Here is a 23,943-nt window from a genome sequence, read left to right on the forward strand (position 1 = left end):
TTTTTCTTTTGAAATATGACAATAATCATTTTATTTCGTTGTAACATTATATTACTAATATTAAGCAGTTCCATTTTTTTAATTAGGATTGTAGAGTTGTGGAGACGGTGGCACTTTCGCCTTCTTTCAGGTCTATGCTAAGATAAGAATAAGGCTGTGGTGTATTTTTCTCTACGGTACAATTTGTTTTTGTACCGTTCACAAATAAAAACTCATGGGTACCAGGTATTTTAGCGGTCCATTTTATAGTTTCCCCATTTATATTGTGGGCTATGGTTTTGGTCCTTCCAAAATGTTTTACACCAATTATATTGGAGAGTAGGGGAACGTTGTCCATTTCAGCCCATTCCAAATCTTTCTCCAACCTAGAAAAACTCACAAACCCATTAGTGGCGGCATCTGCCTCTAAACCCATCAAGCCTCGGGTTAAATGCTCAATTACTGTAAAGGAATTTTCTGGATAGGCCCGTCTGGCATTTAGGGGACTGCACAAATTAATGATCATCTTGTTGGCCAATTCAGACTTGCCGTTTTCATAAAATATGATAGGCAAATAGGATTTTAGTTCTACTATTAATTTACTAAAATTGGTCTCGTATTTCTCTACCAGATCCAAAATTTTAGAATCGTCCAGGATGGCATCAAAATAAAATAGATAATGCAAAAAAGCCTGATCTTCCCCTACCATAAAATAATCAAAGTTCCCATTGTCATAAAGAATGGAACGATATTCCTGCTTTTCGTTATCATACCAAAAATGATCTAGGAATTCCTGTTCCTGTTTGGCCTTCTCCATGTATTCTGCAGATAGGGACAGATTGCCCCTTAGCTGTAACATTTCTGCGTAGGCCCTGTATGCGGCCACGATGGACGCGGTCATATCTATACCTAAAATTGTTTCCCCTCTACCACCTTCATTATAGGAAGGGATTCCCCTTTTATTTCCAAACCTGCTTTTTTCAAGATTCTCGGGTGTATGCAGGGAGCGACTTCGGTTTAAGATTTTGTCCGAACCCAATTCCCAACGGTCAACATATTCATTAAGGCTCAGTTCATAAAAATTTATCAGATCTGGGTTCTCCAGGTAATCTTTGTTTCCGGTCCATTTATAAAGTCGATTGGCGCTGTAGGTTACATCAAAGTTGGCAGGCAGGTTATACCAAAAATCTTGATCGTTTTCGTAGTCGACGGGCGCAGGTTTATTATACCTGTTAATTTCCCAATAGCTACAGTAATCTTTTTCCTTACTAATGTTTTGGGCGAATTTTAGGAACATATTAAAATTGTGTTTTCCCAGCCCTAAAATTTCTGCCCCAATAGCCTGATGCGACACGTCTCGCATGCAAAACGCTTCACGGTCGGGCAGTGCAGCTTCATACCAGTACCCAACCGGGTCATCATTATCATGGGCGTAGGACAGGGCCTTGTACTTTGCCCAGCTGAAAGCCTTGTCCAATTCCTTGTTGGAAGAATTGAATAATAACTCTCCAGTATTAATTTGGGTCGGTTTTTTCTCGGTTTCTTTTTTACAACTGCCGAGCATAACCACTAAAAGCAATAAAAGGTAGTATGTGGAAGTTTTGGTTATTTCCATGGTGTGGATTTTATTCATTGGATCAGCTTGATTGTTTAGGATCCATATTTTTTAAAAATAAACAATTGCGGATTTGCCATGTCAATAACAGTTCTACAAATATTGATTTACCTGTTTTTGTTTTTCATTTCGGCTCTTCTCATCGGCATAACGTCAATGGTTGCAAAAAGTTCCGTTGTTGAAAGTACTTCAGTCTTTTCTAGTTTTATGCCCCCGTCCAAGCCTATCAAAATCACCTTAAAGTCTTCCTTATTGTTTGCAAATTTATCAAAAAGTGTAGGAGAAGTTATCCACTCGATATCTTTTCCTTTAATCTGGTAATTCATTAATTTATACCTATCCGGCAAAACCTGATAGACTATAATTTTTCTTTCCTTGAGTTCCTTGGGAAGACTATTAAATTCGGTAATTTGTTCTTGATATACCCTAGAATCCTCATTTTGGGAAACGATTATAACCACTCGATTTTCCCATTGGTGTTTTTTTAGATCCTGTCCATTGGTGTAATTCATCATCAAAACTCCTATTAGAAGAAGGTTAGTACGTATTATGCTATTTAGAGTTTTTACAACCATTTCTTTTTTCTAAAATAGATCAACATGCCAATGGCAATAACAATGATTACCCCCCACATGATAAAATAGCTATACTTATAATGAAGTTCAGGGACTACATCAAAGTTGGTTCCATAGATTCCGGCAATAAAGGTCAACGGTATAAAGATCACCGAAAATACCGTCAGGAATTTCATGATATCGTTCAACTTACTGCTTATAGTGGTGTGATAAATGTTCAATTGGTCGGATAGTATCTCCCTGTAACTATCGGAGGAATCGCTGGCATGATTAATATTGTCCTGTAGTTCCTTAAAATGCATCTCGGTACTTTCCGTAATATAATCCGATTCCATTTTGGCGAGGCTCAATATCACTTCCTTGGCGGGTTTAATATTCTTTCTCAAGAAATTCAATTCCCGTTTATAGGAGTTGATTTCCCCTATAATCTCCTGCTTGGGTTCTTGGAGCAGGCTTTCTTCAAGGGTTTCAATTTTTTCGCCCAGAACCCCAATAATGTAGATGTAGTTATCAATAACAATATCCAGCAAGGCAAATAACAGGTAATCCGTGCCGCCATTTCTAATTCTCCTTTTTTGTTTCCTTATGCGCTCCCTGACCGGTTCAAAGACATCGCCTTTGGTTTCCTGAAAGGATATTAGGATAGATTCGGTCAAGATCAAACTTAAATTCTCCACCTGAATGGTGTCCGAGTTGGGCTGTTGCTGCAACATTTTTATGGAAATAAAAATGCAGTTGTCGTATTCCTTGATCGTGGGCCGTGCCTGGGTGTTCAATACATCGGCCAAAACCATTCTGTCAAAATTAAATTCATTGGCAATTCCTTCAATAATTTCGGTATTGTGCAGTCCATCTATATTAAACCAGGTAACGGTGTCCTTTTCCTGATATTTTAACACCTCCTTTACCGTCTTAATGGTTTCTTCGGCCAGGCTATTGGCATCAAAGTCAATTATTCGAAGCAGTACTTCATTAATTCTCTTATCGCCCCGGAAGATAAGTTCATCCGGTGAAACACCTATCTCTTCCTTGGATTTCTTTATGAATCTTGCCATGTTTATTTTTTTGTTGATCACCACTTTTTCTTTTGTTTATACTATGTTGTTTACCCTGTTATTCATTTTTTGGGAATATTTCTGTATGGCCCGACTTAAAGTGCAGGTCCATTTGGGGAAATGGTATAACAATTTTGTTTTCACTGAATTTACGGTTAATGATCTTTCTGATATCACTTTTTACCTTCTCGATCCTAAATACATTTTCACTAAAAAAAAGCACCTCAAAATCCAAGGAGGAATTGCCAAAATTTACAAAGCGGCCCTCTATGGATTTACCATCCTCAAAATCGGGATGCTCCAAGACACTTTCCTCCAATATTTTTACCACAAGATCTACATTGCTGCCATAAGCCACCCCAACACCTATCTTGAAACGGGTCTTTCTTTTCTGATGGCTCCAGTTGATTACCTTATTGGTCGTAATCAAAGAATTAGGGATGATGATAGATATGTCGTTTCTGTTTAGTCCCCTTGAGGTTCGTAGCCCAATTTCTTGGATTTCAACAATATCCCCATCTATTTCAAGGATGTCGTTGATTTTGATCGACTTCTCCGAAAGCAATATGATACCAGAAATTATGTCGTTGAAGGTTTGTTGCAAGCCCAATCCAACCCCAACCAAAAGTGCCGCCGAACCAGCTAAAAATAAGGTCAACTTAACGCCAATGGATTCCAAAATAAAACCAATGGCAATGACCCATATCACATATTTAATAATTTGATAGAGGGCATAGGTATTTCCCGTATCAAAGTGTACCCCTTTGTAACGGCGAAACAGGGCTTTTTTTATTAGCTGCACTATCACCTTGGTGATAAGTAAAATTAAAAGTATAATGACAAGGCTGTACACTTTAATTTTATAATCGCCAATACTGATCAGATTAAAATCCAATAACTTGCTTAGTGTATCCATTTCATTTTTTTAGGGCCACCGGATGCCTTGCCAAAAAGTTGCAGCTTGGCCAGGGGGAGGGTAGGAGCGTTGGTGTTTTTCTATTGAAATATAGTGAAATCCGTTGAACATTTCTTCTAAAATTTGGCTTTTGGCCGTAGTTTTAATCCTTTATAAATACATAGAGGCCAGTTGTAACCCTAGGCATAAACTTATTTGTATGGCCACGTTTTGTCTTTGGGGGAAGAGCCATTGGAGGCAGGCCTATAGATTAATTCTTTAGCAACCACACTTCAGAGGCCAAGGTGCCCCAACCACCTGAATTACGCCATTGTTCTACACTAATACGGTCACCATGGGCCACATCGGGTGCACGTTCCAATCTAATGGTCAATTCTCCGTCCTTCGTTACCGATTTAGGAATGCGATACGTAAAAAAATCGCTCATTTGTAGTGGTAATTCAACATTATCGGCCAAGACAATATCATCGGCATATATTTTTTGAGATTTTTGATTCATCCTGGAGGCATAACGCTCTTGGAACCAAGGTCGAACAAAAGTAAACTTAACAGAATAGGAGGCCTTGGGGTCTAGGTCTATGTAAAAAAGACTTACCCCTTGATCTTCATTTTGGGTGAAGTGCATAGAGCGTTGGCTTGGCCTATTTTCCTCCGATAACATTTGCGAAACGTAGGGTTGCCCATGGTCATAGGGGTATCCGTTAATGACATGGGGAGCTATATTTCCAGTACCCAAGTTGTCATAAAACCCGCCTTCACCGGGGTTTGCATAATCAACGATCATTTTTAAAAGCTCATCGGCCTTTTTTGTATCGGTATTTTGGGCCCTTGTCAACTGTCTCTTGAGCCAACCTAACCCAATATAATCATGTTGTAGGTTAAAATAACCATCGTTTCTTTGTCCATAAATAGTATTGCTCTCTTCCCCCAACCGTTTGGCCTCCTCACGAAGGGCGGCCATTTCCATAGTCTCTTTTGGAAACTTCAATTTATTGGAAATATCCTTTAGTGCAATGGTCCGGTCGTTCTGTAAATAGGCAGCAACATCTTCTTCTATTTGGCGCTCCAATTCCTTTTGTTGCGCAACATTGAGTTTCACGTATTTGTCCAGCGCGGCTTTTTGCATGTACATTCGCCATAGCCAATTGCTTTCCATTATTCTAGAGGGCATTACTTGTCCGGCTTGTTGTACAAGATCGTAATACTCATCTATTCCCTGTTTTTTATCAAGGGGAACCCCTTCCTTTTCTTCCAGATTTTTTTCCAATTGCAAAATGGCTTTGGCCATGAATGGGGCTGCTTCAAGTCCAAACCAGGTTTCTGAATATTCCGTCAGAATTTCATCAACAGTTGTCCTCGGGGACCACAATAAACGTTGCCACATCCACTGGTTAAAATGATCGTGGTGTCCACTGGAATGTGTTATGTCTCCATTGCCATATCGCAGTAAATCGTTAAAGACCCTGTGATAATATTCGGGCCAAGCAAAGAAGGTTAATCGATTATAGACCATTGTTAGGAATTGATCGGGCCGCCTATTATATATTTCATTACTCCAATGCGGAGGTAGATCTCCGTTTCGATCGGCCCTGGGACACATTTGGATATAAGCGTGTTGGGCATATTTCCAATGGGTAATTTCATTGTAATAGATCAACTTGTGACGAGAAGGAATTTGATGGATTATTTCTTTGGGATACAATCCATAGGGCCCAAATCCGGGGTATTCAAAAAGATCCATGCGGTGTGTTTGCCGATGTCCAGGTTGCCAGGTTGTGGCATCCGAACCGGGACCATATCCCCATGCCCAAAGCCAATCCCTTGGTTTTTCCTGTAAATACTGGAATATGGCGTTGTCGTCCTCATTGTCAAATTTTTGATTGGTAAAATAGATGCGACTTTTGGGGTGATATTTATGGATAATCGCAGCCATTTCCTCCACCAATTTTATGAACGTTAGGCCATAAGGATTGCATTTATCACATTCACAACCGCCGCCATCACCACCATAGAATTCAATAAGATCATAGAATTGGCTATCCTTAAAATGCTCGTTACATTTCTGTAGCATATAATCCCTGGCCTTAGGAACTGAAAGACAGACATATCCTGAACGCCCAATGGATTCGAAGGCATTCCATTCCATTGGCACTTTGGCTCCAGCAGTATTGGCCCCAAATTTAGTCTGTGTCATCAATCCATAAGATTTTATAAAATGGTACATGGACTCATCTTCGGCTGCAAAAATATTGGCGCCTGCCAGCGCATAATCCAAGAGTGCACCTTGTGTTTCCTCTTCGGTCCAATCCCTTACCTGCGCCAATTTTTTGGCAACACTACTTTGTCCAATTTGGGTTCCCCGGATTTCGAAGGCAGGAGCCGTCCTAATGTTTAATTTGTTGGGTAAGGCCAGTTGGCCTTCTTTGTATACCAATTGCCTCAATATTTCCCCAACGGCATATAGACAACCCCGATCATCTAAACCAGCGGCAATTAAAATTAAACTGTTGGAATCATCAACAGATTTTAATAGAAACCCTTCCCGGCCCGGAGCCAATGGGGTTAGTTCAGGAATCCTTAATGTCTTAAATTGGGCGGACAATAGGGAATGGCGCTCTGGGGTGCCCAAAAGAATTTGTAATTCCCCTGAAACGTACTGGAGTTCTTTCGTCTCCTGGATAAGACGCACATCAATATTGGCGTTTTCTTCCAATCTTTGCTTCAATAAATCGGCTATATTCAGTTCTACCTGGCTCGCCCCATTGCCCGTAATAATAGCTATCTTTTTAAATAGGATTTCCTGTGAATGGCCAATGAGGCCGATAAGGGCTACTAGACATATTTGAATTGTTTTGGCGAGTACCTTGTTCATCGAAAAAATGCTTTTTGGTTGGTTATAGGGTTATGGATTTACGATACCACTTTTCTTCATCCAGGAAAACAAGGGCTGCATCCATTCATCTGTAGGGATACTTAAAACAAAACCATGATTGCCTTTTGGGTACAGGTGCATTTCCGATGGTATTTTATTTTTTATCAACTCTTGGTAGAACCGAATACTATTTTCCACGGGAACTACGGTATCATCACCAGTATGCGTCAACCACGTTGGCGGAGTTTCGGAATCGATGTGCAGTTCGTTGGAAAAGTTTAAAATTTGTTCCTCCGAGGCCGATTTTCCAAGTAAATTCTCGCGAGATCCGTTGTGGGTCAGTTCGTCTTTCATACTGATTACGGGATAGATCAAAATCATAAAGCTGGGTCTCAAGCTAATGCCTTCAGAATTGGGGATGTAAGATTTGTTGAAATGAGTTCCTGCGGTCGATGCTAAATGCCCTCCGGCAGAAAACCCCATAATTCCTATTTTCTCCGGATCCAAATGCCATTCTGCAGCCCTTTGCCGTACTATTTTTAAGGCTTGCTGAGCATCTTGTAAAGGGCCAATGCTTTTATCGATCATAATTGAATCACTCGGCAGCCGGTATTTTAAAACAAAAGCGGCAACTCCCTTTTTCAAAAAAGCCTCCGCAATTCGGATGCCCTCCAACTTAAAACTTTCCATACCATATCCACCACCTGGACAAATAATTATCGCTGTTCCTGTTGCTATTTGTTCCTCTGGAAGGTAAATTTTTAGGCTTGGCCGGGAGACCTTTTGGTAACCAAAGAACTGCCCGTCCTTTTTTAATTCAATTTCTTTTGTCTCGCTAGGCTTGCTATTGGGAATTGTAGATGAATAAAGATCTATGGTTTGTTGAGCTTCCGAATGTATGGAAATCATTATGAGAAAAAGCAGTACAAGTTTTTTCATGGATGTAGAATATTTAGTTACTCAGTTTCTTTTTTAAGTCAGGAGATATTATTCCCTTGGCTTCATCCGCATCAATATAGGCTTGTAATTGCCTAAGGGAAATCACCTTGTAATTATGGTCGGATAAATACTGCAGATATTCCCTAAAGAGTGCAGGTGGCGTATTTACCCAAGGGTGCTCAATATCGGGTACACCGTGTAACGTTAGCACCACAATCTTTCCATTTTTGGCTTGGTCCAGGGAAGTCATAATTTCTTTTTTGTTTTCAGCATCGGTTGCCCAACTGGGAATAAGATAGGGATGATCAACTAAGGGGTCATAAGCCCTGCTGCCGCCGGCCCTGGCAAAGGTGTATTCTTTTTTTTGTAGAAATTCCAAGGCAAGGGCATTTAGTCCGTAGCCGGGATAAGCAAAGTTTTGTGGTTTGGCAATTCCCAAGGAATCGCATTTATTTTCTATATATTCCAACTCGGCATTAAATTCTGTTTGCGTCAGTTTGCTTACATTGGCATGGGTGCGGGTGTGATTGGCAACTTCAAACCCCATGTTGTCCAGGGCCTTGATCTGTCGCCAATTCATGTATAGGGTACTGTCCTTATAATTCGGAGGGAATTCACACACAAAAAAGGTGGCTCCAAAACCGTACTCTTTTAACATTTGGGCTACAACGGAATATTGACTTGCCGGAGCATCATCAAAAGTGAGAACTACCAGTTTATCGGGTATTTTTTGTTTTAGGATTTGCGAATGGCAAGAGAAAATAGTGAATACGGTAAAAAGGACAACTAAGAAATTTTTCATAACGCTCCTACTAAAAGGATTAATGCTGATTCAAGAGACTACTGATTAGTAAATTGGTTGTGAAATCGTATCTTTTCTTGCTTCACATCCCTAAAATACCACACTCCTTTGAATAATTGACTGAATTTTTATATTTCTTCAATATAGAGATTAACAGTTGTCCCTGGCCCCGAAAAAATCATGTTCAAGAATTCTTTTTATTTGAATTGAAAGCTCTGCCATATTGCCAGGGAATTTGGTGTTCCATATTCAATTCATGGGCTGCGTTTATGGAAAAATAGGGGTTTCGCAAGTGCTCTCGAGCAATAACCACCAAGTCTGCCAGCTCCTGTGTAATTATATCGTTGGCCTGTGCCGACGTTGTGATCATGCCTACGGTACCCACGGGAATCCCTATTTTTTCTTTTATTTCCGTTGCATAAGGCAATTGGTAATTTGGAAAAACCATTGATTTGTCCACATGGGCAAAACCACCACCTGAGGCGGTTATGAGATCAACGCCATTGTTCTTTAAAATCTTGGATAGGGCCAAACTATCTTTCATACTCCATGCATCCGCTGAATCCAAATAGTCCACTGCAGAAATCCTGACCAATAAGGGCATGGTATCAGGTATTACTTTTCTTATTTCCTGAACAGTTTCAATCAAAAAACGAATCCTATTTTCGAAGCTTCCTCCATATTGGTCACTTCTTTTGTTAACGACGGAAGAATAAAACTGATGAAATAGATAACCGTGTCCCGCATGGAGTTCTATAGTGTCGAACCCTGCTAATAAGGCTCTTTTGGCAGCTGAAGCAAAATCCAATTTTAGTTTTTGTATTTCTCCAAAGGTCAATTCCTGTGTTGTAATTCCGTTGATTACAGTTGAAGATGCACTTTTGGTAATACATCCGCCCTTGTCCAGAGGCAATGGTTTCATTCCTTCATTTGGATGGGTATTACTGCCTTTCCCTCCGGAGTGCCACAATTGAACGCCAATTTTTGATCCTTGTTCCTTAACAAACCTTACTATAGGTTTCCAAGCCTCCATTTGCCTATTGTTCCAAAGACCAGTATCATATAAGGTATTCAATCCTTCTTCCGATACAGCAGTACATTCGGTTATAATCAATCCGGCACCTCCTACAGCCCTGCTCCCCAGGTGGACCAAATGCCAGTTATTGGGTATACCCTCTATGGCACTGTATTGTTGCATTGGAGAAAGGGCTATTCTGTTTTTTAACTCCAATTCCCTAAGTTTTAGCGGGCTAAATAAATTTTTCATTTTTATTATGTTTCCAAGTTATAAATCCTCTGATGTTCATTATTAAAAAGGCACTGTTGCCAATTCCAATACCAAAACTGCCTATTGGTCCAAAGCCCAAGCTTATCCAAATTAAATTGGCTATGGCAAAGTAGATAAAACCGGATTTGTTCTTTTTCCCTAAACAATAAACGGCTATGAGGCTTAAGATCATGGCCAGCCAATCCAATAGATAATATTTAGTAAATGCTTCCATGCTGTGTACAGGATTAATGACAAAGCAAAGTTGCCTTAAATGATTATGGAAAAAGTTGAAGTAGATTAGGAAATATGGTTGAAATAATTCAACTTTTACCTTTCACTTTGTTGTTCCGAATTTTTGAGAGAAATTCGGTGGTCATTCCAAGATAAGAAGCCAAGGCGTATTGTGGGATATGTTGTAAAAATTGCGGATATTTTTCTGTGAAATAGGTGTACCGTTCTTCCGCAGACTTGGTCAAATTCATAGTTATTCTACGTTGTTGGGAAGCCAAACCCCTTTCTGCAATAATCCTGAAAAAGGTCTCAAACTTTGGATTGCTTTTCTTCAAATCCTGTTCTTTTTCAAAATCCAGTTCCAATAAAGTGCTACTTTCCAAGGCCTCCACGAACATAGTGGCAGGTTGTTGAAATATATAGCTATTATAATCCGTAATCCACCAATCATTGATGGCCAAGGCTATGGTTGTTTCCTGTCCGGACTCATTTACCACAAATGAACGCAATGCACCTTCAACAACATAGAATCTTTTTTTTGCAGTAAAATTGGGTTGTACAATGAATTGTTTTTTTCGAACCTTTACTACCTTAAATTTGGAGCTAAAATGGGATGCCTCCTCTTCCGTTAAAGAAATAAATCGCTGAATGTAGGATGCAATTTGGTATTGTGGATCCATTGCCAATTAATGAGTGATAACTTATTTAAATTTAGGAAATTTTTTCAGTATCCACACCTACTTAATTATACCAAACAGCATACCGCTCACGTCTTAATTCCAAGGCCAGACCTTCCTCAATTTCTAAAGCTTCCGCTCTGGTCAATACGGGATCTATATGATTATAAAGGCTGGGCCTTAGATACAGCCCGTATTTCTCCACAATGTTGGAGGATAATTTATGGCCCTTCTTATTTCTATATCCGGTCTTATGCTGTTCAAATCGTTCCTTAGGGGTCTTGGAGGTCATACCCACATATAAACATTCCAATACACCATTAAATTGGGGATTGGCGGCCCTAAACTTGGCATTCTCTGTAAAAACGCGCTTGGATAATTCCACAACATAGACTCGGTATAGGGTTTTGGACATGGTTGATCTAAAATATATGAGCTTAAACTAAGTAAAATTGGTATAATTTTAATGACAAATTTTCGGTATTCCTCCAATAAGACCATTTTTTTTCCGAATTTAGAGAGCATTAAATGCAAATTAAAAAAATAGTAAACAATCAAAAGCAATCTTTACAATGAAAAAAGAACCAAACAAACCCCTACCAATTACACGTAGATCTTTTATCAGTAAAACGGGAGTGGCCGCTGCCGGTATTACTATTCTCCCGAGCAATGTAATTTCGGGATTGGGGCATAAGGCTCCCAGTGATAAATTGAATATTGTTGGAGTAGGAGTGGGAAGTATGGGGTTTGGCAACCTGAAAAATTTACAGAGTGAAAATATAGTCGGACTCTGTGATGTGGATTGGAAATATGCAAAAGATTGTTTCGATTACTTTCCCAAAGCAAAGAAATACAAGGATTTTAGAGTGATGTTCGATGAGATGGGCAATGAATTTGATGCTGTTTTGGTAGCTACGGCCGATCATACCCATGCCATTGTAGCGGCAGAGGCCATAGTGCGAGGAAAACATGTTTATGTGCAAAAGCCTCTTACCCATTCGGTATACGAATCAAGATTATTGACCAAGTTGGCCAAGAAACATAATGTGGCCACACAAATGGGGAATCAAGGGGCCTCTGGAGAAGGAGTAGCCAAAACCTGCGAATTAATTTGGAGCGGTGCCATTGGAGATATAACAAAAGTGGAATCCTTTACCAATAGACCGATTTGGCCACAAGGCTTAAATCCACCTACACAAGGACAGTGGGTGCCGGATACCTTGGATTGGGATTTGTTTACGGGTCCAGCAGAACTAATACCTTACAATCAGGTGTACCATCCATGGAACTGGCGCGGCTGGTGGAATTACGGTACCGGGGCTCTTGGGGATATGGCCTGCCATATTCTTCACCCCGTATTTATAGCCTTAAAATTGGGCTATCCTACCAGGGTACAAGGGAGTTCCTCACTGCTGTTAAGGGACAGTGCCCCAACGGCACAATCCGTACAAATGACTTTCCCGGAACGGGGCAGGAAAGGGAAGATCAAATTGCCGGAGGTAGAGATTAATTGGTATGATGGCGGTATTAAGCCTAATCTACCTTCCAATTGGCCTAGTGGCAAGAACCCCAACAAATCTGGTGGAGGTACCTTCTTTTACGGTACCAAAGGTATTATGCATACCGGTTGTTATGGGGTGGAACCGGAAATTTTGGGAAGGGAACTTCCGAAAGTGGCAGAGACAGAGCGAAGGGTGGAAAAAGAGATCGGAAAGGCTTGGAACAGAGGTGCTCATGAGATGGACTGGGTACGGGCCTGCAAGGAAAGTGCGGAGAACCGCAAGCCTTGTACGTCCGACTTTTCAGAAGCCGGACCTTTTAATGAAATGGTGGTTATGGGTGTTTTGGCGGTACGCTTACAGTCCTTGGATAAAATTTTGAATTGGGATGGGGAGAATATGCGCTTTACCAATATAGGACAGAACGAGACCATCAAGACCGTAATCCGTGATAATTTCGTGATGAAGGACGGACGCCCACAATTCGAAAAGGAATGGACGGACCCCGTTGATGCCAATGCTTTTGCCAAAGAACTTATAAATCATACCTATAGGGAAGGTTGGAAATTACCGGATATGCCGGCATAGAAAGTATATTTTAAGATATATAGAAAAGGGAATGGGCGAGAGCTGGTTCCCTTTTTTTAATTGGCTTTATCCGTATGCCTAGCCTCAAATTGGACCCATGTACTTTTTAGGAAGCACCATAGATTTAAGGCCTTGCGACTTTGTACAGAGTGCTACTTCATGGAATGTATACCAATCATATTTCCTTCGGTATCACATGCCAGAACCATAGCGCCATACTCACCAAGGGAAACTTTGGGCTTCATCACCTTTCCGCCCGCGGCATTTATCCTAGATTCTTCAACACTGCAATCCTCGCTCATAAAATATACAATAGTACTATTGTTGCCAGCCTTAAATCCATCCATTTTCACCAAGGCTCCGGAAGCACTGTTCTTGGATTCCATATTAGCAGGAAAAAATAGCATTTTCATACTGTCCTCGGCAGAAGGTGGCATTGGCATTTCATTCAACTCCAGTTGAAATACGGTTTCGTAAAATTTTTTGGCCCGCTTTAAGTCATCAACATAAATTTCGAACCAAACCACTGGATTTACATTTTTCATAATTATATAATTTAATATTTGATAATACCTCCAAGGTTATTAAGGGTATTCAAAATGTATGGGACTAGGTTCATAATCCTTGGTTTATCTAATATAACAAAAAAATGACCAAACTATTGATGTTGAGTTATTAGCATTGCAAAAAGTTAGTTTGAATATAACCTTACTAATCAGATTGTAGTTAATAGGCAAGAGCCATTAGCCAATAGGCAGGAGTAAAGAGAAAAGAATCAAGAATCTAGAGTCTAGAGCAAAGACAAATAGTAGTCCGGCTTCTAAGTTCTAATAGCGAAGCGGTCTGGATTCTAATTCCTTAGTCAGTAGGCAAAAGCCAATAGGCAAGAGTAAAGAGAAAAGAATCAAGAGTCTAGAGCCAAGACAAAAGAAGTCTGATATTTAGGTTCTAGTAGCGAAGCGGTCCAGTTTCTGATTCCTTAGTCAGTAGGCAAGAGTCTAGAGCAAAGACAAATAGTATTCCAGTATCTAGGTTCTAATAGCGAAGCGGTCTAGTTTCTAATTCCTTAGTCAGTAGGCAAGAGCCAATAGGCAATAGTAAAGAGTAAAGAATCAAGAGTCTAAAGCCAAGACAAAAGAAGTCTGGTATTTAGGTTCTAGTAGCGAAGCGGTCCAGTTTCTGATTCCTTAGTCAGTAGGCAAGAGTCTAGAGCAAAGACAAATAGTAGTCCGGCTTCTAGGTTCTAATAGCGAAGCGGTCTTGTTTCTGATTCCCTTATCTACCAAATTTAACAATCACAACCAATGATTTGCTCCTTTTTCAATATTTATAACCAATATTTTGGTATCTTTAGAAAGCTGGTAGTCATGGTGATATGGCCTTTGATGAGGCGCTATACCTGTACTTTTACCCAGCTTTGACCAATTTTCGCCCCCCCCATCCTAAAAATGAGAAACTATGCCACTATTTATGGATCGACATTATATTGAAGGGGCCACTCCTGAAGAGGTTGCAAAGGCGCATCATGAGGACATGAAAATTCAATCTAGGCATCATTGCAAGGCATTGACCTATTGGCATGATGAAGATAAGGGCGTAGCTTTTTGTCTTATAGAAGCCCCATCAGCAACTGCCGTACGAGAAATGCATCAAGAAGCACACGGTCTTATACCCAACCAGATCATTGAAGTGGACGGATCGGCCGTAGCCCAATTTTTGGGCCGGGTAATAGACCCCGAAAAAGAGGACGGGAAACCCATGACCGAGAGTCCATTTAGGGCGATTATGTTCATAGATATGGTGAGTTCCACAGATATTACCCAGGCCTTGGGAGACAGCAAGGCCCTTGTTCTGGTGCATACCTATAGGGATGTAGTAAGAAAGGCCCTTGTGGATCATGGGGGGCGTGAAGTGGATAGGGCGGGCGATGGATTCCTGACAAGTTTCAGATCTGCTTATACGGCTTCGGTCTGTGCAGTGGAAATACAGCGCCAATTATCCAAGTACAATGAATCCCGTGAGGATGGAATTTTGCTGCAGGCCAGAATAGGCATTGGGGCAGGAGAGCCGGTACAGGATGGTGACGCACTATTTGGTTCTACGGTGAATATGGTGGCACGTATCTGTAGCTACGGGGGATCTGGTCAAATTATTACTGCCAAGGTGGTTAAAGATTTGTGCATAGGCAAGCCGATCTCCTTTACCTCACTGGGCGCGCAAAAGCTAAAAGGCTTTGATGATCCCATAGATCTGGAACTTATTGAATGGTGATAGGCTGTTTAGCAGTTTTCAGTTTTCAGGAGTCAATAGAACGGAGCATAGAATCTAGAGACCAGAGCCAAGAGCCAAGAGTCAGTGGACAGTATTCAGTATTCAGTAATCAGTGGCTGAATCTATTTAAAGTTCAAAGTTTAATGTTCTAGGTCTTTACGGAGATTGAGCGGAGTCGAAATCGAAGTATTGGTTGGTGAGTAATAATTTGGCAGTAAACAGTAGCGTAGAATCTTGAGTCTAGAGACTAGAGTCAAGACAAAAAAAAAGTCCAGTATCTAGTTTCTAGTAGCGAAGCAGTCTAGTTTCTTATTCGTTTGGCAATAGACATTAGCCAATAGTTTGGAACCAAGAGTCTAGAAACTGCTGCCAAGACAAAAAAAGTTCAGTATCTAGGTTCTAATAGCAAAGCGGTTTTGTTTCTAAGTAAATTAAGCTTGGAGTTCAAAGAAGCACCCTCCCTAAAATGGAAATGTACTTAATTTTCTGATTATTAATTTGTACTTTCTCCCCGCCAATACATCTCCAATAAGTTGAATCTAGTTTTTAAACCACTTAAAATGGGGCCCAGTTTTTCCAAAGGCTTATATAACTCCCTAACATTGTTTATTTGTTTTGTTGGAGGGACCTTAATTTCCGTGGCACAACAAGAGATGAATAATCCTGATAGGGGTACTCTTCGTAACCAAATTGGATTGCGGCACGACAATGATTTTATATTGCTCACGGATCGGTATTATACTGCCGGACTATTTTTAACGTATCGGCACCGACTTGAAAAGGGATTTTTTAATTCCGAAAACGAACAGCTTAGCTTTTCCCTTGGTCAGGAAATTATAACTCCGTCATATCTTATTACAGATGACGTGCAAAAATTGGACCGCGCCTATGTCGGATTTTCGGCACTTAGGTCAGGATGGTCCCGTGTGGGGCACAACAATATGATAGAGGCCAATTTTCTCCTTGGTATAGCAGGCGAGGCTTCGGGAGCAGGTAGTTTGCAAAGGTGGTACCATCATTCGGTTATGAAAACCGAAACCCCGACCTGGGTGGGGGAAATGGAAAATAGTGTTCATTATAACCTGTACACCAGATACCTTTACGAATGGCAATTAGCTCCCAACCCATTTAGTATTCATATTGCGGCACAGTCCCAATTTGCTTTTGGCACCCGGGATATTTACATGCATCCAGAGTTGGTGGCCTATTTTGGAAAGAGAAATCCGTTATCCTCCAGTATAGCACACAACCAAATTGGATCTACGGACAGTGAGATTTTCTTTGCCCTACGTGGTGGTTATCGCATGGTGGGGCACAACGGCCTCTTGGAAGGCAATGCCCTGGGCGATGATTCCGTTTTATTGGTCGCCTCCAATAAAACAGTAGCCTATGCTGGTTTCGATTTTCAATTCCGCCACGGCCGAAATGAGTATTGGGTAGGGGTACGCTATAATACTCCGGAATTTGAGAAGGCCAGGGCCCATCAGTACGTTATACTGTCGTATACCAGGGGATTTTGATGCCTAACGGTAGTGTTGAGTAGTTAGTATTATGTATTAGGTGGTAAGTGAACAGAAGTCAGAGCCAATAGCCAATAGAACGGAGACTAGAGTCTAGAGCCAAGAGTCAGTGGACAGTATTCAGTAATCAGAGGCTGAATCTATTTAAAGTTCAAAGTTTAATGTTCTAGGTCTTTACGGAGATTGAGCGAAGTCGAAATCGAAGTGTTGGGTGGTGAGTAATAAGTTGGCAGTAAACAGTAGCGTAGAATCTTGAGTCTAGAGATTTAGGTCAAGACAAAAAAAAGTCCAGTATCTAGTTTCTAGTAGCGAAGCAGTCTAGTTTCTTATTCCTTTATGGTTCTTGGTACAGCAATCAATTTACATCATCCGGTTTTGGGAACTTTCTCAATGGAGAATAGCGTTTGTAGCTATCAAATATTTGGTGATCGGGACCTACAATACGGGGGTCATTGGATTTTTTCAATTCCCGTAATAATTGGGTCTTTAAGGCCTCTTCAATCTTTTTCAATGAGGGTGTTCCCGATAAATTTTTTAAACAAGAAGGATCTTGCTGCACATTGTAAAGTTCAAATTCAGGTCGTTTATCAACGGCTAAATCGAAATAGGGCATAATTTCTACTTCTTCATGATACTCTATAAGATAGGTTTTTGTTGGGCAATCATCAATATCGGTATAAGCACTGCCATTTAGGTAGGTATTGTTTTTATCCAGTCCGTGCATAGGAAGCAATTGTGTGCTATCATTTTCTGCAAACTTTTGTGGTGCACCTGCTGGCCACCTTTCGGGTTTCATGTTCCAAATAAAAAGATAATCTCCCTTGCGTACGGACCTTTGAGGATATCCCCAATTTAAATATCTGGACGAGGAGTGTCGTTCCCTACCAGAGTATGCTGATCTTTCCGTTTTTGATACGACACCACTTTCTTTAGATCGCAAAAGATTCAATATACTTTTCCCGGTAATGGGGAGCATTCCTTTGGAGGAAGTATTGGTTACTTCAAGAATGGTAGGTGCCAAATCAATAAAACCAATGGGATCTTCTACAACCCTATTTTCCGGAAATTCCTTTGGATATCTAATGGCAAAAGGAACATGGACGCCGTATTCATAGCTATTGGCCTTGGCACGTGGAAAGGGCATACCATTATCGGCAGTTACGATTACAATAGTGTTTTCCAATTCCCCAATTTCCTCTAAATATTCGAGCATCCTTTGAAGATGAAGATCAAACCACTCAATTTCAACCGCATAATCCAATAGATCTCCCCGTATTTCCTCATTATCGGGAAGGAATTCGGGCACCTCTACATCTTCCAATTTTTTGGACATATTTTTCCAAGATCCTTTTTCGTAGCTTCTATGCGGTTCATAGCCTCCATACCAGAAAAAAAATGGTTGCTCCTTTTTAATATTCTCTACAAAATATCTAAAATTCCCAAAGTAATTGGTTGCGTTGATGCCGTTGGCAAATCGTTCATCGTTTTGCTTTTCATATTTAAGATTACTATGTGAAACTCCGGCAGCATCGTTTTTTCGCCAAAGCGAATCCCCTTCTGTACGGGCGTATTGAAAAGGACCAACTCCTTTTCCGGTTCTTCCTGTGGCATATCCATTTTTTTCAAGCAGATCCACAAAGGGAACATACTTCTTTAACCATGCCGAGGCATGTTGTCCGGCCTGTTCATTTTGCCAATGATGTCTACCCGTAATAATGGCGCTTCTGGAAGGTGCGCACCCAGGAGAACCGGCATAAGCGTTGGAAAAATATACCCCTTCACGGGCAACCCTGTCAAAGGCAGGAGTTTTAACAAAGTTCGACCCCTCATAGCTCGTATGGAAAAATGATTGGTCATCACTAATTGCAAAAAGAATATTGGGGCGGTCTTGGGCAGAAGCGTTAAACCCCAAGCCTGTATTTAATAATACTGTAATACAAATTACAATTCTTAATGTCATACTTTTTTATTGTTCAATTCCTGCTTTACACTGGCCGCTTTCTCCATATCCGAACCCATCAACCATATTCTTAGCGTCTTTTCGGCCATTTTAATATTGAGATGCGTTCTGTTTCTAAATCCCGGTTCAAAGGGGACCGTCCAAAAAAATGGAATATAACTAAGCAGGGAAAGTAACCAGCCCTTGTTTAATTGGACCGACTTTAAACCGCCACATGCATAGGAGCCATTATTCTTTGGAGTTAGCTGATCCACTATTTCAAACATATCTTTTTGAAGCCTAATATCCAATTTGGGGCTATTCCTTAACGTAATTGTTTCGATCATGTACTATTTAGGATTTAATGGTAAATAAAGGTAGACTTTAACGAACTACACTAAGAATAGCCTTTATTTTTATAGTCTCACAGCTAATAGGCTGAGACTTATTTTATAAAGTACCCGGATATCTTCCATTGGTCACCATCCTTCATTTGGGTAACGGTCTCTATACTTTCGTTTTTATTTTCAAAGGAGGTTTTAAATTGGATAACTATATACTCCCCATCCGGTGCTCCTGGAAGTGTTGTATGGTATTCCGATGAAATTACGTCCCTGCTGATTACTTCTCCCAATGGGGGCACAATACCACTTAACTGTTGCGTCCATTGTTCTTTTGTAACCGCTTTTTGAAAAAGGGAAGCCGCATTATCCCAACTCTGGGAATAGTCTTGCTCATAAATCAATCCCAGCCATCCCTTGGCATCCTGGATTACTTCTTGTTTTAATTCATTGGAAACGGTGGCCTCTGATTGGATATTTACTACTTTTTCATTTTTCGAATTGGATTTACAGGACAATAGTCCGGTAAAAACTAAAAAGACTAGGTATTTGTACATTGATTTTTTCATGAATATATTATTTTTTTTTGGGTTAACAATTCAATACCCTTAATGCAATATTATGGACTTAAATGAAATTTGCTTTAAGGACGTAATGATTTTTGGGATGGATAGGTGTTTTTCAAAAGATTTGGTTTTGTAGCACGTTATTTTTTGTTTTTATATAGTTCAATTGCTTTTAAGTATTTTAATCCTCCAGTCTCTGTTTGGTCGTGTATGAAACCATTCAATTCAGGATGATTTTCGTCAATCCAACTTACAATACCATCTCTGTTTTTAACAAATGTTGAATCATTGAAAATAACATATTCTGTTGTTTCAATACTGATGATTTTATCATTATCAAATCGGATAATTTGATTAGTGACAATTGGTTCTTGGTGAAGAAATGAGATTCTTTTGTCGATTTTTGAAATCTTTGCTTTCACAATTTCATCCTCCTGTTCCATTTGAAGGATTTCGTATGATGGTTGAAACACAGCATCCAATTTCAACCATTCAATATATTCATTCAAAGAAAATATCTGTTCATAGTCATATTTGGTTTCTTTGGTCACAAGGCTATCGGTCAATAAAAGAGTTATTTTTAAATCATCAGAACTATCCAGAGCCTTATAATAATTCTTAGCAATTTCAAGTTTATCAATTTCCTTTCTAGAGTTTTTACAGCAAATGAATCCGATTAGTAATAGTAAGGTTAGATTTACGATTTTGTTCATTTGTATTTGTTGTTCAGTTATGCGTTGCACCAGTCTTTTCTATGTATTTTTTCTCATCACTGGCGCGAGCATCCTGCTCGTGCCTTTCTATTGTGCGACATTGCCATCAGGGATGACGATCTAAAGTATGCCGGAGGGCGTATTAAAATTATACTAAGTCAACTACGGTTGCTCTAAAGATATAGAGAAAAAAATATTCGTACTATATTTATGAGTAACCCCATTTATTCTGGACAAGTGACGGTTAAGGCACGAGCAGGATGCTCGCGCCAGCGGGGCAGCTGTTTTATCGTCAGTTCGAGTGAAATGGCGACAGCCATTTTGTATCGAGAACAGGTTAGGTTTAGATCGTCTTCTTCTCGATACAATTTTATTTCGTTTCACTCTATAAAATCACCTGCCCGACTGGCTGGCGGTCCTGTCTGCCGTTAGGCGGGCTCGAAGTGACGGGGACTGTTAAGGCACGAGCAAGATGCTCGCACCAGCGGGGGCTAAACAGATACAATCGTGGTTTGTCCGGTCGAGCGGAGTAGAGACCTCAAAAAAGTTTATTGTCCTATACCTCTCAAGAGCGTTCAAGACGACAGCCACGCCAACTATAATGCCATAATGGTATATCTACCCCGCACGTAGAATTTTTTCCATCTTTCTTCCTTTCGCCAATTCGTCCACCAGCTTGTCCAAATACCGTACTTGTTGCGTTAGTGTGTTTTCAATTTCCTCTATCCTATAGCCACAGATTAGACCCGTAATGAGGTGGGCGTTGGGATTCAATTTAGCCCTCTGGAAGAAGGTTTTAAAAGTAACTTTCTCATCTATGAGTTCCTTCAATTTATTTTCATCATATCCTGTTAGCCATTCTATCACTGTATGCAATTCCTCTATAGTTCTGCCTTTCTTTTCCACCTTTGTGATATAGTGAGGATATACAGAGGCGAAGGTTAATTTCGCTATACGCTCGTTGTGTTCGGGTGTTGTTTTCATGATAAATACTTTGGTGCTGGTCCAGTTGTTTTACTTTTAATCCGTTGATGGTGTGTCTATCAATTCTATTTGTTCATCAATAACCTCTAGCATTACAACATCCCCATATTTTAATCCTTCAATTTTTGGAAGCAAAAGTTCCAAAATGGTCGGGTTTTGAAAATGTTCTGCTTTGGTGGTAGGATCTGGCATATAAATCAACCCCTTATAAGTACTTCCTTTAAATTGAAGGGATACATCAAAAAAATAAAAATTTTCAAGAGGAATGTATTTGGACCAATTTACATTCTCAAGAAAATGTTTTGGTTTTTTTATTTTGAAAATATACGGTGCAATGTCCAAATTGATAGTTCCCAGAAAGTACTGATTTAGGTCCAAGCCTTTTTGCAAAAAATGTTCGCATTGGGCTTTTAAGGTGCCATCGGGATAGCGTGGGTCTTTTGCCTTCCCCGAGGCAACTCCATGACCTTGGCATACCACTGCATTAACTTTCATTGTTCTTCACTTTTATTAATTTCTTTATTGAGCTCCTACTAAGAATTGCCATTAATATCATGTTTCATGCTCGCGTTGTCCATTTATGGAAAAGAAGGTTAACCTTGTAAAATATATGTTAGAGGGGTATTAAAACCATATCTAGGCAACTACCGTTATTCTAAAGATAATGAAGTTATAATAATCGCAAAATAAATAATGTTAGTAGCTTTCAATTCTGAACAAGTGACTGTTAAGGCACGAGCCTGCCTCGCCGTCAGGCAGGCGAGACCCTCGCGCCAGAGGGGCAGCTGTTCTATCGTCAGTTCAAGTGAAATGGCGATAGCCATTTTGTATGGAGAATAGGTTAGGTTTAGATTGTCTTCTTCTCGATACAATTTTATTTCATTACTCTCCATAAAACCACCTGCCCGACTGGCTGGCGGTCCTGTCTGCCGATAGGCGGGCTCGAAGTGATGGGGACTGTTAAGGCACGAGCAAGATGCTCGCGCCAGCGGGGGCTAAACAGATACAATCGTGGTTTGTCCGGTCGAGCGGAGTCGAGACCTCAATAAAAGTTATTATTGTCCTATACCTCTCGACTGCGCTCGGGGAGACAACAGAGAAAGGTTAATTGAAAGTGCGAAATCGAAGTAGGGGAGGGTTCAAAGTTGGACGCCATAGTGAGCTTATCGATCGTCAGTTCGAGTGAAATGGCGATAGCCATTTAGTATCGAGAACGGCGTAGCCTGTATTTAATGAGGTATCTCCTCAACTAAAATGCTATTGTTGGCCTTGTCAAAGTAGGTACAGGTCATTTCTTCCATAAGTACGACCCATTTTTCAATTCCTGATTTTGACGCGTCATTGCAAAATGTAGGATAATCCGTTTTTCCTTCTTGATGCGCTTTTAATTGGGTTTGAAATTCTTCCTTATTGGATGTTTGTGCAATATTTAGGGAAGCGTACTTTGCGGGTGACCTTATTATGTAGTCATTAACACCATAATAATCCGTATGCCCATCCGCTACAAAAGTTTCATAATGGGAAACCCCTAATTTTTTAAGATCTTGAATATAAGTTGGAAAGTCAGCACCCGATTTTACTTTGCTGTGTGCTTTTTTTATTTCATCTGCCCTAAATGTTCTTTGTTGATTTTTCATAGTTAAACGATTTGATGGATTCACGAAACCATAATGTTTAAAGCAGTTAAATGATTATGTACTATCTCACTGTTTTACAATTATGATTACTATGCAAAGGTTCAACATCCAAAATAATTGTAATTGTAAAAAATCGTTTTGTTATAGGAAGCGTTTAAAATTTTCAGGGGTTTCTCCAGTAAACTGTTTGAAATTTTTAATGAAATGGGCTTGGTCAAAGAAATTGTTGTCGTAGCAGATTTCTGTCAGCGAATTTCTTGTGTTAAGACTGTCAAGTATCCTGTTAAAACGTACAATTGAAGCGAATTTTTTAGGGCTTGATCCTACAACTTTTCTAAAACGCTTTTCAAAAGGACTTTGACTGATAAATAATTTCTGGTTTAGTTCTTTTATTCTGACTGCTCCGTTGCTCTGATAAATGAGCTTAATAGCTTCGGCAATCAATTTGTCCGTTTCAATGTCTTTAAGTTGTGATAACAAAAACTGTTCAACGACAATGATTCGTTGCTCTTCGGTTGTGGCTAAAGTTAATTTTTCCTCCACTTCGGATATATTGTTTTTATCAAAAATATCGTCAAGTGAAAGACTTAGATTATATAGTTCGTTAGCAGGAAGGGAAGTGAAATGGGTGAATCCAATTTCGGTAAAATATACTAGAATTGTTCCGATACCTGCAGAGTTTTTAAAGATTCTATACCTATCGGAAATCCCTGTTATTCCCGATGAATTGAGTTTGTTCTCTATATTTCCCTTTACGATAGCAAGCTGTCCTTTGTATTGAAACCCCATTACCAAACCTGATGGTGGAAAAACTTTATATTCACTTTCCATTTCATTCTCCGATACAACAAGATATTTGATGTAGGGCCTTAAACTTTCATTCGGAAAATATTTATAGAACTGCATTTCTCGCTATGGTTAGTGTGCTTGTTACCAACAATTGAGTATAGTTAA

Annotated in this window: 23 protein-coding genes; 3 read left to right on the forward strand and 20 right to left on the reverse strand. The window is 40.0% G+C overall.

All coding sequences use genetic code 11. The features are described from left to right. Window positions 1-82 precede the first annotated feature (82 nt). The 11 genes from KO529_RS16630 to KO529_RS16680 all read right to left on the reverse strand — a co-directional run bounded on the left by KO529_RS16630 (window position 83) and on the right by KO529_RS16680 (window position 11,346). Complete coding sequence (locus tag KO529_RS16630) at window positions 83-1,594, reverse strand: hypothetical protein (RefSeq protein WP_215948990.1); 1,512 nt, start codon at window positions 1,592-1,594, stop codon at window positions 83-85. A gap of 107 nt (window positions 1,595-1,701) precedes the next feature. Continuing rightward, window positions 1,702-2,109, reverse strand: a complete 408-nt coding sequence (locus KO529_RS16635; RefSeq protein WP_215948991.1) for a DUF4174 domain-containing protein — start codon at window positions 2,107-2,109, stop codon at window positions 1,702-1,704. 50 nt (window positions 2,110-2,159) lie between these two features. Then, window positions 2,160-3,224 (reverse strand): magnesium/cobalt transporter CorA, encoded by a 1,065-nt coding sequence (corA, locus tag KO529_RS16640; RefSeq protein ID WP_215948992.1) that lies wholly within the window; start codon window positions 3,222-3,224, stop codon window positions 2,160-2,162. 58 nt (window positions 3,225-3,282) lie between these two features. Then, window positions 3,283-4,140 carry a mechanosensitive ion channel family protein gene (locus KO529_RS16645; RefSeq protein ID WP_215948993.1) on the reverse strand — a complete coding sequence of 286 codons (858 nt, stop codon included), beginning with the start codon at window positions 4,138-4,140 and terminating at the stop codon, window positions 3,283-3,285. Window positions 4,141-4,390: 250 nt separating this feature from the next. Further along, window positions 4,391-7,012 carry a hypothetical protein gene (locus KO529_RS16650; protein WP_215948994.1) on the reverse strand — a complete coding sequence of 874 codons (2,622 nt, stop codon included), beginning with the start codon at window positions 7,010-7,012 and terminating at the stop codon, window positions 4,391-4,393. A gap of 30 nt (window positions 7,013-7,042) precedes the next feature. Next, window positions 7,043-7,951 (reverse strand): alpha/beta hydrolase, encoded by a 909-nt coding sequence (locus KO529_RS16655; RefSeq protein WP_215948995.1) that lies wholly within the window; start codon window positions 7,949-7,951, stop codon window positions 7,043-7,045. Between the two features lie 13 nt (window positions 7,952-7,964). Then, complete coding sequence (locus tag KO529_RS16660; protein WP_215948996.1) at window positions 7,965-8,753, reverse strand: polysaccharide deacetylase family protein; 789 nt, start codon at window positions 8,751-8,753, stop codon at window positions 7,965-7,967. Between the two features lie 184 nt (window positions 8,754-8,937). Continuing rightward, complete coding sequence (locus KO529_RS16665) at window positions 8,938-10,020, reverse strand: NADH:flavin oxidoreductase/NADH oxidase (protein ID WP_215948997.1); 1,083 nt, start codon at window positions 10,018-10,020, stop codon at window positions 8,938-8,940. Next, on the reverse strand, window positions 10,004-10,255 hold the full coding sequence (locus KO529_RS16670; protein ID WP_215948998.1) for a nicotinamide mononucleotide transporter: 252 nt from the start codon (window positions 10,253-10,255) through the stop codon (window positions 10,004-10,006). Before KO529_RS16670 ends, KO529_RS16665 begins: the two co-directional genes overlap by 17 nt. A gap of 88 nt (window positions 10,256-10,343) precedes the next feature. After that, complete coding sequence (locus tag KO529_RS16675; RefSeq protein WP_215948999.1) at window positions 10,344-10,934, reverse strand: Crp/Fnr family transcriptional regulator; 591 nt, start codon at window positions 10,932-10,934, stop codon at window positions 10,344-10,346. A 61-nt stretch (window positions 10,935-10,995) separates the two neighbouring features. Next, a complete protein-coding gene (locus tag KO529_RS16680) occupies window positions 10,996-11,346 on the reverse strand; it encodes a ribose-5-phosphate isomerase (protein WP_031443704.1) in 351 nt (116 codons plus the stop codon). Window positions 11,347-11,503: 157 nt separating this feature from the next. Between KO529_RS16680 and KO529_RS16685 the strand changes: the two genes are divergently transcribed. Continuing rightward, window positions 11,504-13,018, forward strand: coding sequence for a Gfo/Idh/MocA family protein (locus KO529_RS16685; RefSeq protein WP_215949000.1), 1,515 nt, complete (start codon window positions 11,504-11,506; stop codon window positions 13,016-13,018). A gap of 152 nt (window positions 13,019-13,170) precedes the next feature. On the opposite strand, the gene KO529_RS16690 is transcribed toward KO529_RS16685, so the two are convergent. Further along, entirely contained in the window at window positions 13,171-13,563 is a 393-nt protein-coding gene (locus tag KO529_RS16690) for a VOC family protein (RefSeq protein WP_215949001.1), read from the reverse strand. Window positions 13,564-14,476: 913 nt separating this feature from the next. Between KO529_RS16690 and KO529_RS16695 the strand changes: the two genes are divergently transcribed. Continuing rightward, the gene (locus KO529_RS16695; protein ID WP_215949002.1) at window positions 14,477-15,289 is read left to right on the forward strand and encodes a nickel-binding protein; all 813 of its coding nucleotides are present in this window, start codon (window positions 14,477-14,479) and stop codon (window positions 15,287-15,289) included. A 560-nt stretch (window positions 15,290-15,849) separates the two neighbouring features. Next, window positions 15,850-16,809: a lipid A deacylase LpxR family protein gene (locus KO529_RS16700; RefSeq protein ID WP_215949003.1), complete on the forward strand. Its 960-nt coding sequence runs from the start codon at window positions 15,850-15,852 to the stop codon at window positions 16,807-16,809. A 355-nt stretch (window positions 16,810-17,164) separates the two neighbouring features. Here the strand turns inward: KO529_RS16700 and KO529_RS16705 are convergent, their stop codons facing one another. The 8 genes from KO529_RS16705 to KO529_RS16740 all read right to left on the reverse strand — a co-directional run bounded on the left by KO529_RS16705 (window position 17,165) and on the right by KO529_RS16740 (window position 23,895). After that, the gene (locus KO529_RS16705) at window positions 17,165-18,769 is read right to left on the reverse strand and encodes a sulfatase family protein (RefSeq protein ID WP_215949004.1); all 1,605 of its coding nucleotides are present in this window, start codon (window positions 18,767-18,769) and stop codon (window positions 17,165-17,167) included. Beyond that, complete coding sequence (locus KO529_RS16710; RefSeq protein ID WP_215949005.1) at window positions 18,766-19,095, reverse strand: hypothetical protein; 330 nt, start codon at window positions 19,093-19,095, stop codon at window positions 18,766-18,768. Before KO529_RS16710 ends, KO529_RS16705 begins: the two co-directional genes overlap by 4 nt. 98 nt (window positions 19,096-19,193) lie before the next feature. Next, entirely contained in the window at window positions 19,194-19,658 is a 465-nt protein-coding gene (locus KO529_RS16715; protein ID WP_215949006.1) for a DUF4019 domain-containing protein, read from the reverse strand. 137 nt (window positions 19,659-19,795) lie between these two features. Beyond that, entirely contained in the window at window positions 19,796-20,368 is a 573-nt protein-coding gene (locus KO529_RS16720) for a hypothetical protein (RefSeq protein WP_215949007.1), read from the reverse strand. 618 nt (window positions 20,369-20,986) lie between these two features. Beyond that, window positions 20,987-21,352, reverse strand: coding sequence for a DUF2200 domain-containing protein (locus KO529_RS16725; protein WP_215949008.1), 366 nt, complete (start codon window positions 21,350-21,352; stop codon window positions 20,987-20,989). 36 nt (window positions 21,353-21,388) lie between these two features. Continuing rightward, the gene (locus KO529_RS16730; RefSeq protein WP_215949009.1) at window positions 21,389-21,847 is read right to left on the reverse strand and encodes a hypothetical protein; all 459 of its coding nucleotides are present in this window, start codon (window positions 21,845-21,847) and stop codon (window positions 21,389-21,391) included. A gap of 734 nt (window positions 21,848-22,581) precedes the next feature. Next, entirely contained in the window at window positions 22,582-22,989 is a 408-nt protein-coding gene (locus tag KO529_RS16735) for a DUF1398 domain-containing protein (protein ID WP_215949010.1), read from the reverse strand. A gap of 141 nt (window positions 22,990-23,130) precedes the next feature. Then, window positions 23,131-23,895: a helix-turn-helix domain-containing protein gene (locus KO529_RS16740; RefSeq protein WP_215949011.1), complete on the reverse strand. Its 765-nt coding sequence runs from the start codon at window positions 23,893-23,895 to the stop codon at window positions 23,131-23,133. Window positions 23,896-23,943 lie beyond the last annotated feature (48 nt).

This window comes from Arenibacter algicola (assembly GCF_018860365.1).
Classification (GTDB): Bacteria; Bacteroidota; Bacteroidia; order Flavobacteriales; family Flavobacteriaceae; genus Arenibacter; species Arenibacter algicola_B.

Coding starts and splice junctions, on each gene's coding strand:
- KO529_RS16630 (WP_215948990.1), bottom strand. CDS start 1,594: ATGGAAATAACCAAAACTTCCACATACTACCTTTTATTGCTTTTAGTG.
- KO529_RS16635 (WP_215948991.1), bottom strand. CDS start 2,109: ATGATGAATTACACCAATGGACAGGATCTAAAAAAACACCAATGGGAA.
- corA (WP_215948992.1), bottom strand. CDS start 3,224: ATGGCAAGATTCATAAAGAAATCCAAGGAAGAGATAGGTGTTTCACCG.
- KO529_RS16645 (WP_215948993.1), bottom strand. CDS start 4,140: ATGGATACACTAAGCAAGTTATTGGATTTTAATCTGATCAGTATTGGC.
- KO529_RS16650 (WP_215948994.1), bottom strand. CDS start 7,012: ATGAACAAGGTACTCGCCAAAACAATTCAAATATGTCTAGTAGCCCTT.
- KO529_RS16655 (WP_215948995.1), bottom strand. CDS start 7,951: ATGAAAAAACTTGTACTGCTTTTTCTCATAATGATTTCCATACATTCG.
- KO529_RS16660 (WP_215948996.1), bottom strand. CDS start 8,753: ATGAAAAATTTCTTAGTTGTCCTTTTTACCGTATTCACTATTTTCTCT.
- KO529_RS16665 (WP_215948997.1), bottom strand. CDS start 10,020: ATGAAAAATTTATTTAGCCCGCTAAAACTTAGGGAATTGGAGTTAAAA.
- KO529_RS16670 (WP_215948998.1), bottom strand. CDS start 10,255: ATGGAAGCATTTACTAAATATTATCTATTGGATTGGCTGGCCATGATC.
- KO529_RS16675 (WP_215948999.1), bottom strand. CDS start 10,934: ATGGATCCACAATACCAAATTGCATCCTACATTCAGCGATTTATTTCT.
- KO529_RS16680 (WP_031443704.1), bottom strand. CDS start 11,346: ATGTCCAAAACCCTATACCGAGTCTATGTTGTGGAATTATCCAAGCGC.
- KO529_RS16685 (WP_215949000.1), top strand. CDS start 11,504: ATGAAAAAAGAACCAAACAAACCCCTACCAATTACACGTAGATCTTTT.
- KO529_RS16690 (WP_215949001.1), bottom strand. CDS start 13,563: ATGAAAAATGTAAATCCAGTGGTTTGGTTCGAAATTTATGTTGATGAC.
- KO529_RS16695 (WP_215949002.1), top strand. CDS start 14,477: ATGCCACTATTTATGGATCGACATTATATTGAAGGGGCCACTCCTGAA.
- KO529_RS16700 (WP_215949003.1), top strand. CDS start 15,850: ATGGGGCCCAGTTTTTCCAAAGGCTTATATAACTCCCTAACATTGTTT.
- KO529_RS16705 (WP_215949004.1), bottom strand. CDS start 18,769: ATGACATTAAGAATTGTAATTTGTATTACAGTATTATTAAATACAGGC.
- KO529_RS16710 (WP_215949005.1), bottom strand. CDS start 19,095: ATGATCGAAACAATTACGTTAAGGAATAGCCCCAAATTGGATATTAGG.
- KO529_RS16715 (WP_215949006.1), bottom strand. CDS start 19,658: ATGAAAAAATCAATGTACAAATACCTAGTCTTTTTAGTTTTTACCGGA.
- KO529_RS16720 (WP_215949007.1), bottom strand. CDS start 20,368: ATGAACAAAATCGTAAATCTAACCTTACTATTACTAATCGGATTCATT.
- KO529_RS16725 (WP_215949008.1), bottom strand. CDS start 21,352: ATGAAAACAACACCCGAACACAACGAGCGTATAGCGAAATTAACCTTC.
- KO529_RS16730 (WP_215949009.1), bottom strand. CDS start 21,847: ATGAAAGTTAATGCAGTGGTATGCCAAGGTCATGGAGTTGCCTCGGGG.
- KO529_RS16735 (WP_215949010.1), bottom strand. CDS start 22,989: ATGAAAAATCAACAAAGAACATTTAGGGCAGATGAAATAAAAAAAGCA.
- KO529_RS16740 (WP_215949011.1), bottom strand. CDS start 23,895: ATGCAGTTCTATAAATATTTTCCGAATGAAAGTTTAAGGCCCTACATC.